Origin of the sequence: Kitasatospora sp. NPDC001539, assembly GCF_040298565.1 — a bacterium.
Classification (GTDB): domain Bacteria; phylum Actinomycetota; class Actinomycetes; order Streptomycetales; family Streptomycetaceae; genus Kitasatospora.
The window spans coordinates 24,276-34,428 of the sequence record NZ_JBEPAK010000046.1; the positions used below are offsets into that span (position 1 = coordinate 24,276).

The 10,153-nt window shown below is 72.9% G+C and carries 8 protein-coding genes; 7 read left to right on the forward strand and 1 reads right to left on the reverse strand.

The genetic code is table 11. The features are described 5' to 3' along the window. Positions 1–45: 45 nt before the first annotated feature. From ABT247_RS10680 to ABT247_RS10710, 7 genes are all read left to right on the forward strand, one after another. Positions 46–945, forward strand: a complete 900-nt coding sequence (locus ABT247_RS10680; RefSeq protein WP_350741065.1) for an SDR family NAD(P)-dependent oxidoreductase — start codon at positions 46–48, stop codon at positions 943–945. Between the two features lie 164 nt (positions 946–1,109). Next, positions 1,110–1,520, forward strand: a complete 411-nt coding sequence (locus tag ABT247_RS10685; protein WP_350741067.1) for a nuclear transport factor 2 family protein — start codon at positions 1,110–1,112, stop codon at positions 1,518–1,520. 1 nt (position 1,521) lies between these two features. Next, positions 1,522–2,799 (forward strand): glycosyltransferase, encoded by a 1,278-nt coding sequence (locus ABT247_RS10690; RefSeq protein WP_350741069.1) that lies wholly within the window; start codon positions 1,522–1,524, stop codon positions 2,797–2,799. Continuing rightward, positions 2,796–4,082, forward strand: a complete 1,287-nt coding sequence (locus tag ABT247_RS10695; protein ID WP_350741071.1) for an MFS transporter — start codon at positions 2,796–2,798, stop codon at positions 4,080–4,082. Before ABT247_RS10690 ends, ABT247_RS10695 begins: the two co-directional genes overlap by 4 nt. Before the next feature lie 198 nt (positions 4,083–4,280). Next, positions 4,281–7,115 carry a helix-turn-helix transcriptional regulator gene (locus ABT247_RS10700; protein ID WP_350741073.1) on the forward strand — a complete coding sequence of 945 codons (2,835 nt, stop codon included), beginning with the start codon at positions 4,281–4,283 and terminating at the stop codon, positions 7,113–7,115. 180 nt (positions 7,116–7,295) lie between these two features. Further along, positions 7,296–8,168, forward strand: coding sequence for an NAD-dependent epimerase/dehydratase family protein (locus tag ABT247_RS10705; RefSeq protein ID WP_350741075.1), 873 nt, complete (start codon positions 7,296–7,298; stop codon positions 8,166–8,168). Positions 8,169–8,304: 136 nt separating this feature from the next. Next, positions 8,305–8,985, forward strand: a complete 681-nt coding sequence (locus ABT247_RS10710; protein WP_350741078.1) for an MBL fold metallo-hydrolase — start codon at positions 8,305–8,307, stop codon at positions 8,983–8,985. Between the two features lie 153 nt (positions 8,986–9,138). On the opposite strand, the gene ABT247_RS10715 is transcribed toward ABT247_RS10710, so the two are convergent. Next, positions 9,139–10,013, reverse strand: a protein-coding gene (locus ABT247_RS10715) for an IS5 family transposase (protein ID WP_350741080.1) whose coding sequence is annotated in 2 segments (ribosomal slippage) — positions 9,139–9,621 and positions 9,624–10,013 — 873 coding nt in all. Because the reading frame shifts where the segments join, the coding sequence is not laid out codon by codon here. Positions 10,014–10,153: the final 140 nt, after the last annotated feature.

Below are 10,153 nucleotides of genomic sequence, written 5' to 3' on the forward strand. Positions count from 1 at the left end.
GGGCCAAACCCCTGGCGTCTCGTTCCTCAGACAGGAGTACCGCACATGCACGTCTCAGCCGACACCACGAGCCGCGTCTGGTTCATCACCGGCGCCAGCCGGGGCCTCGGCCGCGCCTTCGCCGAGGCGGCGCTGACAGCCGGCGACCGCGTCGCGGTCGCCGCCCGCACCGCGGCCCCGCTCGACGAACTGGCGGCCGCCCACCCCGGGCGGGTGCTGCCCCTCGGGTTGGACGTGACCGACCGCGACGCGGTGTTCGCCGCCGTCGCCGAGGCGGTCGCCCACTTCGGGCGGCTCGACATCGTCGTCAACAACGCCGGAATGCTGGCGATGGGCATGGTCGAGGAGTTCACCGAGGCCGAGGCCCGGGCCCAACTGGACACCAACTTCTTCGGCGCCCTCTGGGTCTCCCAAGCCGTCATGCCGGTCCTGCGAGAACAGGGCTCTGGGCACGTCGTGCAGGTCTCCAGCATCGCCGCCCTGGGCGGCTTCCCCAGCACCGGTCTCTACAGCGCCAGCAAGTTCGCCCTGGAGGGGCTCAGCGAAGCCCTCGCCGCGGAGGCCGCCGGCTTCGGGGTCAAGGTGAGCATCGTCCAGCCCGGCGGCTACTGGACGGACCTCTACACCGCCATGCGCAACACGATCCCCTTGGAGGCGTACGCGCCGCTGCGGGAGGAGCTGGCCAAGCAGTTCGCCGAGGGCTCGGTCGACAGCGACCCGAAGCTCGCCGCGGCCGCGCTGCTCAAGCTGGTCGACAGCGACGAGCCACCGCTGCGCCTCCTCCTCGGCAGCATGGTCTACGACCTCGCGTTCGACATCACCCGCACCCGCATGGACACCTGGGCGGCATGGGAGCACGTCAGCCGCGCCGCAGAACAGGCGATCGCCGCTCCCGCCACCACGGTCGAGGAGGCGGGGACCGGCCTTCAGCAGGAGACGCGATGACCCGACGACCCGCAGGCACCGGCCGAACCGGACCTTTCGGGCCACCGCGGGTGCCCGGCCGTCGGCACCGGGCCGGCACGCGCCCCGCCGGGAGGGCCGGTCGCCCGGCCGGGCCCGAACGGGAAACAGCAGACCGCTCGTTCCACTTCCGAGGAGTTGCCGCATTGACGTTCCGTACCACGGCCGAGGTCATCCACTGCTTCAACCGCGCCTTCATCGACCATGACGCCTCCATGCTCGCCGACCTGATCGCCGACGACTGCGTGATGGAGGCGAGGGGGCCGGCCCCCGACGGGGCCCGCTATGAAGGCCGCGCCGAGTGCCTGGAGTTCTGCCGGGCCCTCGCCGAGGACCGCACGATCCAGTTCGAGCCGGAGGACGTCGTCGTCACCGGTGAACGGGCGACGGTCCGCTGGCGGTGCCACTTCCACGACCGACCCACCGACTCGGTCCGCGGCGTGAGCCTCACGCTGGTACGGGACGGCCGGATCGTCGAGTCCCTCGGCTACGGCAAGAGCACGGGCGACGCCCCGCCGGCCGAGGCCGGAATCCACGGAAAGCAAAGGAAATCCTGAAATGCGTGTGTTGTTGGTGGCGTACGGGTCGCGCGGGGACGTCGAGCCCATGCTCGGGCTCGGGGCGCAACTGCGGGCGCTCGGCGCGGAAGTGCAGGTGTGCGCCCCGCCGGACTTCGCGGAGCTGCTGGACGGTGCCGGCATCCCACTGGTGCCGCTCGGCCGGTCGCTGCGCGCGATGGCGACCAGGGCGGTGACCGGGACGGGGAAGCCGCTGCCGGCGGAGAGTCTGTCCGAGCGCGCGGCCCGGATGGTCGCCGAGACGTACGAATCCGCCGCTGCGGTGGCCGAGGGATGCGACGTCGTGGTGGCGACCGGCTTGATCCCGGCTGCGGCCGCCGCGCGGTCGGTGGCCGAGAAGCTGGGCGTCCCCTACGTGTTCGTCGCCTACTTCCCGACCTACCTGCCGTCGCCGCACCACCCGCCGCTCGCGTGGCCGGGCCGGCCGCTCCCGCCGGAGGTGACCGACAACCGGGTGCTGTGGGACCTGAACACCGAGCACATGAACACGCTGTTCGGCGAGGCCATCAACACCCACCGGGCCGCGATCGGCCTGCCCCCGGTGGAGAACGTCCGCGACCACGTCTTCACCGATCGCCCGTGGCTGGCGGCCGACCCGACCCTGAGCCCGTGGCCGCAGCCGGCCGACCTCGACGTGGTGCAGACCGGCGCATGGATCCGGCCGGACGACCGCCCGCTCCCGGCCGACCTGGGGGCGTTCCTGGACGCCGGCGCACCCCCGGTGTACGTGGGCTTCGGCAGCATGCCCGTCCACGACGCGCCGAGCGTCGCCCGGACGGCCGTCGAGGCGGTCCGCGCGCAGGGCCGGCGCGTCCTCCTCTCCCGCGGCTGGGCCGACCTGGCTCTGACCGACGACCGGGACGACTGCTTCGCCGTCGGCGAGGTCAACCAGCAGGCACTGTTCACCCGGGTCGCCGCCGTCGTGCACCACGGCGGCGCGGGCACCACGACGACGGCCGCCCGGGCCGGCGCGCCGCAGGTCGTGGTACCGCAGATGGCGGACCAGCCGTACTGGGCGAGCCGGGTGTCCGAGCTGGGCATCGGCGTGGCACACGACGGTCCGACCCTGACCTACGAGTCCCTGTCGGCCGCACTCAAGACGGCCCTGACCCCCGGGACCCGCACACGAGCGGCCGCCGTGGCCGCCACGATCCGCACCGGCGGGGCGACGACGGCCGCGAAGCTGCTGCTCGACACGGTCGGCCGGGGAAGGCAGCACGTGTCCGCCCCGCACCCTGCCCTCGGGGAGAAGGTATGAAGACGAAGGACCACCGGGTGCCCGGCGAGCGGAACCTGATCGCCGGGATGCTGGTGGACGCAGTGGGCACGGGTATGTACGTGCCGTTCAGCCTGGTCTTCTTCCAGCGGATCACCGGACTGCCACTGCCGACGATCGGCACCGTCCTGACCGTCGCCGGACTGCTGGCGATGGGCGCCATGCCGGTCGGCGGCTGGGCCGTCGACCGGTTCGGTGCCCGGCGGGTGCGGCTGGCGCTCTACCTGGTCCGCGGCCTCGGCTTCCTGGCCTTCCCGCTCGGCACCACCCTGCCGGTCTTCGCCCTGGTCGCCACCCTCACCGCGGCCGGCGCCCAGGCGTTCCCCGCGACCCAGCAGGCCCTGATCGGCGAGCTCGCCCAGGGGGAGCACCGGGACCGGCTGATGGCACTCGCCCGGAGCGTGAACAACGCCGGCCTCGGCGCCGGCGGCCTGCTCGCGGCCGGACTGGTGCAACTCGGCGGGGACCGCGGCTTCCTGGCGGTCGCCTGGCTGAACGCGGCCACCTTCTTCATCGCGGCACTGTTCGCACTGCGGATCAGGACCCCCCACCCGGTCCGCCCCGCAACCGCCCGACAACCGGCCGGCTACCGCACCGTGCTGCGCGATCGCCCGTACGCAGGGCTCACCCTGGCCAACTTCCTCATCGCCCTGGGCTATTCGGCGCTCAGCGTGCTGCTGCCGGTGTACGCCGTGAGCCAGTTCGACCTGCCCGCCTCGGTGGCCGGTCCGCTGTTCGCGGTCAACACCGCGCTCTGTGCCTTCGCCGGCGTGCCGGTCGGCACGCTCGGCCGGCGCTTCGCCCGGCGCACCCGGGTGGCCGCGGTCGGCGCCCTGGTCTTCGCCACCGCGTTCCTCGGCTACGCCCTGCTGGGCAGCATCCCCCGCCAAGGCGTGATGGCCGGCCTGGTTGGGCTTCTGGTCCTCTACACGATCGGCGAACTGGTGCACAGCCCGAGCGCCGGCGCCCTCTCGGTGAGCGCCGCTCCCGCCGAGGCACGCGGCCGTTACCTGGCCACCTACCAGCTGTCCTGGGCGCTGTCCCAGACCCTGGCACCGTCACTGTTCACCGGCCTGCTGGCCGTCGACGGCCGGCTGCCCTGGCTGGTGCTGACGGCGAGCTCGACCGCGGGGGCCGTCATGCTGCTCGCCCTGGAGCAGCGGCTACCGGCCGAGGCGGTGTACACGACGACGGCCGCGGCTGGGCCGCCTGAACACCGAGAGGCCACCGAGTCGAGAACACTGATCCGGGGCCGCGCCGACTAGTGTCCCGGCGTTTTGCTGCCGCCCGGCCTGGCCGGACTCGGTCAGTCCGGTCAGCCCGGTCAGCGAGGTCAGCCCGGCCATCAGAAGACAGGAACGGCGCATCGGCATCGTGCTGTTGAGCACACCGTGGACCGGGGGCACCGCCGTTGGACCGATGACATCGTCAGCCATGCTCACTGAAGGAGGGGACAGCACCACATGACCGACGCGGTCCGGGCAAGCGCCGCAGATCGGGGGCCCGCCGGTCTCAGCGGCCGGCAGCACGAACGGGAAGTGCTCGACGGGCTCTTGAGGGGAGTCCGGGAGAGCCGGGGCGGGGCCGTGGTGCTCCTCGGCGAGGCGGGGTCCGGCAAGACGGCACTGCTCGACCGGTGCGCCTCCGCGGCGGCAGCCGGAGCCCGGCTGTTGCGGTGTACGGGTGTCCAGTCGGAAGCCGCGCTGCCGTACGCCGGTCTGCAGGTGCTCCTCCGGGGCGCCCTGGACCTGGCCAGGAGCCTGCCGGAGCGGCAGTTGACGGCCCTACGCGGGGCGATCACTCCGGACGACGTGCCCGCCGGGGACCGCTTCCTGGTCGGGGCCGCGACGCTGGGCCTGCTCGACGAGCTGGCCGAGGAACGTCCGGTCGTGGTCCTGGTGGACGACGCGAACTGGCTGGACCTGGAGACCGTGGACGCCCTGCTGTTCGCGGCCCGCCGGCTCGGCAGGGGGCGGGTGGCCATGGTGGTCGCAGCACACGAGGATGCGGCAGCCTTCGAGGGCGCGCCGGGCCTGCCGGTGCTGCACCTCGGGCCGTTGACCGACGAGGAGGGGGCGGCGCTGCTGGCGGGCCGGGCGCCCGAGCTGCATGCCGCCGTGAGCAGCCGCATCCTCGGGCTCGCGCAGGGCAATCCGCTGGCCATGGTGGAGCTCGTGGGGGCCCTGACGGCGGCCCAGCGAGACGGGAGCGAACCGCTGGACGCACGGGAGATCGCCGTGTTGCCGGCCTCGTGGCGGGTGCGGCGGATCTTCGACGAGCGGATTCGAGCGCTGCCCGCGCCGACCCGTCTGCTGCTGACGGTCGCCGCCGCCGATGACACCGGCGACCTGGCACTGCTGGTGGCGGCGGGGGAACGGGTGGGCGCGACCGCCGGCGACCTCGGGCCGGCGGAGGCGGCGGACCTGGTGAGAGTGTCCGGACGCCGGCTGGTGTTCCGGCATCCCCTGGCGCGCGCCGCCGCCTATCAGGGTGCGGTGCTGGCCGAGCGGACGGCCGCGCACCGGGCGCTCGCGGAGGCGGCACCGGCCGCCGACGACATGGGCCGCCGGGCCTGGCATCTGGCTGCGGCGACCGTCGGCTACGACGAGGAGGTCGCCGCCGAACTGGAGCGCAGCGCCGAGCTGTTCCGCTCGCGGGGCGGCCGGGCGGCGGTCGCCGCCGCCTATCGGCGGGCCGCACGGCTGACCGGGGACCAGGAGGCCCGGTCGCTGCGGCTGGTCGCCGCGGCCGCCGCAGCAGCCGAGGCAGGGCAGGTGGAACTCGCGGGGATGCTCGCCGACGAGGCGGGGCCGGTGAGCAGTCCACCGGCGGTCGCCCGGCTTGCCAGCGTCCGGGCAGCGCGCGAACACGAGCAGGGCCGCGCGGAGTCGGCGCGGCTGCTGCTCGTCGAGGCGACCTCCGAGGTGACGGCGGACCGTCCCGCCGTGGGGGCGTGGCTGCTGTTCGAGTCCGCCGCGATGGCCTGGGAGGCGCCGGACCCGGTCGCGGCGGCCCGGCACACCCGCGCGCGGGTGGCCGGTCTCGACTTCGGTGAGCATCCCGTGCACCGGGGTGCGGCCGGGGTTCTCGACATACTGGCGGGTGATCTGGTGGACGGGGCGGCAGCGGTACGGGAGTTCGCCGACTACGTCGTGCGGACCCGGCATGAGCGCAGCCTGACCGATGAGGTGCGGCTGCACGGCTGGGACGTGCTGCTCGGCGAGTACCGCACGGTGCACGACCAGGCCGTGGCCCTGGAGCGGGAGTGCCGGGTGGAGGGTGCCGTCGGGATGCTGCCGCGGGTGCTGCTGCGGCTGGCGCGGCTGCGGCTGTTCCTGGGGCGGCACCGGGACGCGTACACGACGGCGGTCGAGGGTCTGGAGATCGCCTGCGACACCGGTCAGCGCCATCTCGCCACCATGCTCAGGGGCGTCCTGGCGGTGCTGGCCGCGCTCGACGGGAAGGAGCCGGGCGCCACGGAGGGACCGGAAGGAACTGACGGCCCGGGGGGCCGGGACCTGCTCGGCCGCGGCTCCGCCGGACAGCCGGGACAGGACCTGTGCCCTGGTGTCGCACCGTCCCCGTTCTGGCTGACCAGGGCACGCGGTCTGCTCGACCTCGGGCTCGGCCGCTACGACCGGGCGCTGCACCATTTCGCCGCCCTGACCAGGGGCCCGCACCAGCACCTCATGGTCTCCGTACACAGCCTGCCCGACCAGGTGGAGGCCGCCATGCGCACGGAGCGGGCCGCCGAGGCCAGGTCGGCCGCCGAGAGTTTCGCGCGGTGGACCGGGGCCACCGGACCCGCGTGGGCGAGGGCGGTGGAGTTGCGCTGCCACGCCCTGCTCACCGCCGACGCCGCAACTGCGGAGGAGTTCTACGAGCGGGCGCTCGCCGCCCACGAAGGGGACGGCCGCCCGTTCGAGGAGGCGCGCACCCGGTTGCTCTACGGGGAGTGGCTGCGCCGGGCGAAGCGTCGGGCTGACGCCCGGGAGGCGCTGACCGTGGCGTTGAAGTCGTTCGAGCGGATGCCGGCTGCCGCGTGGGCGAATCGGGCCCGCGCGGAGTTGCGGGCCGTCGGTGTCGCCCCCGCGTCAGCGGCGGGCACGGCTTTCGTGGACCGGCTGACCGCGCAGGAGCTGCGGGTGGTTCGGCTCGCGGCAACCGGGCTGAGCAACCGGGACATCGGCGCGTGCCTGTTCCTGAGCCCGCGCACGGTCGGCTATCACCTGTCCAACGCCTACCCGAAGCTCGGCGTGACATCGCGGGCTGCCCTGGGAGCGCTCGACCTGGGCTGAACGCCACCCGGTCCCGCCATCCCCGTCACTTCCTCGCCTGTCGATCTGGTCGACCCGGTCAGCCCTTCGGCCCCGTTGCGGGTGAACGCCGGTACGCACCCCGGTCGTTCGACGGATCCGCGAGTGCGGGCGCGGTTCGTACGGTTCTCCTGTTCGAAGAACGTCTGCTTGGGAGGGTTCATGAAGGTCCTGGTACTCGGTGCCACCGGTTACATCGGCTCCGCGGTGGTGTCCCGTCTGACGCTGGAGGGCCACGACGTGGTGCCCCTGGTCAAGGACGCGGCCGCGCTGCACCCGGACGTGCCGGTACGGGTCGGCGACCTGACCGACCCGGCGTCGCTGCGCGCGGCGGTGACGGACGACGTGGACGCGGTGGTGAACCTGGCCACCCCGACCGGCGACGAGGCGGTGGACACCGCGGCCCTCGAGGCGCTGCTCGCGCCGCTGCGCGGCACGAACCGGGCCTTCGTCTACACCAGTGGCGTGTGGGTGCTCGGCGCCACCGGGGACACCCCGCTGACCGAGGACGCGTCGACCGACGCCATCGCCATCGTCGGCTACCGTCCGCGGATCGAGCAGCGCGTGCTGGCCGCCGCCGGGGACGACGTGCGCGCCGTCGTCGTGCGGCCCGGCATCGTGTACGGCCGCGGCGGCGGCATCCCCGGCCTGATGACCGACTGGGCGCGTGAGCACGGCACCGGCCGGTACGTCGGCTCGGCCGCGACCCGCTGGCCCATGGTGCACGTGGACGACCTCGCCGAACTCTTCGTGCTGGCGGTGACCAAGGCCGATGGTGGCAGCATGCTGCACGGCGTGGCGCACGAAGCGGTGCCGGTCGCGGCACTCGCAGCAGCCGCCGACATCGCCGCGGGCGGCACCGGCCGAGTCGAGCCCTGGCCGGTGGAGCAGGCCGCCGAGGCCCTGGGCGGCCCGTTCGCCGAGGCCCTTGGCCTGAACCAGGTGGTGACCGGCCAGCGCGCCGTCGCCGAACTCGGCTGGCGGCCGAGCCGTCCGTACGTCCTCACCGAACTCGCCGGAGGCAGCCGTGGCTGACACCACCGCCCCGGCACGTCCGATCTGCCGCACCTGCGGCACCCAGTACGCAGACGCCCGTCCAGACTGTCCGGTCTGCTCGGATGAACGGCAGTACGTGGGCCGGGACGGCCAGCAGTGGACGACACTGGCAGGCTTGCGGGAGGAAGGCCACAGCGGCCGCTTCGCGGAGCAGGGGCCCGATGTGCTCGGCGTCGGGGTCACCCCGGAGTTCGCCATCGGCCAGCGGGCTCTGCTGCTGCGCACCGCCGCCGGGAACGTGCTGTGGGACTGCGTGCCATACCTCGACGACGCGATGGTGCGCGGCGTCGAGGAGCTCGGCGGCATCGACCACATCGCGATCAGCCACCCGCACTTCTACTCCGCGATGCTGGAGTGGGCGCACGCCTTCGACGCGCCGGTCCATCTGCACGACGCCGACCGGCAGTGGGTGGGCCGGCCGGACCCGGCCGTGCGGTTCTGGAGCGGGCGCACACTCCAGCTCACCGATGAGGTGACCCTGATCAACCCGGGCGTGCACTTCCCGGGCAGCGCGGTGCTCCACTGGAGCGCCGGCGAAGGGGCGCTGTTCACCGGCGACGTCGTCAACGTCTGCCCGGACAGCCGCTGGGTGACCCTCATGTACAGCTACGCCAACCACATCCCGGAGCGCCCGCAGGCGGTCCGCGCGGCGGCCGACCTGCTCGCCGGCTACCGTTTCGAGCGGATCTACGGCGCCTGGTGGGACCGGGTCGTCACCCGCCACGGCAACGAGGTCCTGGCCCGGTCCGTCGAGCGCTACCTCCGCTTCGAGGAGGGCACCGTTCCGGGCGACTGACACACCCCACCGCACGCTGGCCGGTCATCACGACGCAGGACCACGCGGGGAGTCCTGCGAACCGTCGGCCTTCGGCGGGCGGTGTCGGCGGCAGTAGGTCAGACATTGCACGAGCCCGAAGGGGACAACTAGGGTGTGTTTCGAAAGTGCTGGTCACAGCCACTCGTTGATGGCTGCGACCAGCACGGTCGCCTCGTAGCGGACGGCGAGTTTGTCGTACCTCGTGGCGACCGCGCGGTGGCGCTTGAGACGGTTGATGCCGCACTCCACCGCATGGCGCTCCTTGTAGTCGGCCTTGTCGAACTTCGGCGGCCGTCCCCCGTGGGAGCCACGCTTCTTGCGGTTGGCGATCTGGTCGCGCTTCTCCGGGATCGTGCAGCCGATACGACGTCTGCGCAGGTAGACGCGGTTCGCACGGGAGCTGTACGCCTTGTCGGCGCGGACCTTGTCCGGCCGGGTGCGCGGGCGTCCCGGGCCGAGACGCGGCACACGAATGCAGCCCAGGACCACCTGGAACTGCGGGGAGTCCCCGCGCTGTCCGGCCGTGATCACGAGCGACATCAGCTTCTGCGCCTGCTCGACCGCCAGGTGGATCTTGGTGGTCAGTCCACCCCGGGAGCGTCCGAGCCCGTGGTCGTTGGGCTCGACGAAGACGCCGCCGGGCGGCTCGACCTGCAGATCCCCCTTTTGCGCGCACCAGCCGCGTGCTGGTGCGCGCGAGCGATCGTGGAGTCGACGGAGATGTCCCAGGTGATCAGGCCCTTCGCATCAGCCCGGGCCTGGAGTTGCTCGAGAATCCGGTGCCACGTGCCGTCGCGCTGCCAGCGGCGGAACAGCCCGTACACCGTCTCCCACGGTCCGTACCGCTCGGGCAGATCCCGCCACGGGACACCCGTGCGGGTACGGAACCGTATGCCGTTGATCAGCTGCCGCTTGGTGTGCACCGGCGGCCGACCCGGCTTGATGCCCCGCGGCAGCAGCGGTTCCAGTACCGCCCACTGGGCGTCCGTCAGATCTCCCCGAGCCATGGAACGTGATCATCGCACGACCTTGATCCACTTCTGAAACAGACCCTAGTACTGCAACCGCAGTTATGGGGTGTGACCTCGGCGTTTGTAGTGGCTGCGGCGTGCCCGGGTTTGGCTACGTCGTCGCCAGTATGACCAGC

What these genes read in the sequence shown, in the direction of transcription:
- ABT247_RS10700 (WP_350741073.1), top strand. Translation starts at nt 4,281, where the DNA reads ATGACCGACGCGGTCCGGGCAAGCGCCGCAGATCGGGGGCCCGCCGGT.
- ABT247_RS10695 (WP_350741071.1), top strand. Translation starts at nt 2,796, where the DNA reads ATGAAGACGAAGGACCACCGGGTGCCCGGCGAGCGGAACCTGATCGCC.
- ABT247_RS10680 (WP_350741065.1), top strand. Translation starts at nt 46, where the DNA reads ATGCACGTCTCAGCCGACACCACGAGCCGCGTCTGGTTCATCACCGGC.
- ABT247_RS10690 (WP_350741069.1), top strand. Translation starts at nt 1,522, where the DNA reads ATGCGTGTGTTGTTGGTGGCGTACGGGTCGCGCGGGGACGTCGAGCCC.
- ABT247_RS10705 (WP_350741075.1), top strand. Translation starts at nt 7,296, where the DNA reads ATGAAGGTCCTGGTACTCGGTGCCACCGGTTACATCGGCTCCGCGGTG.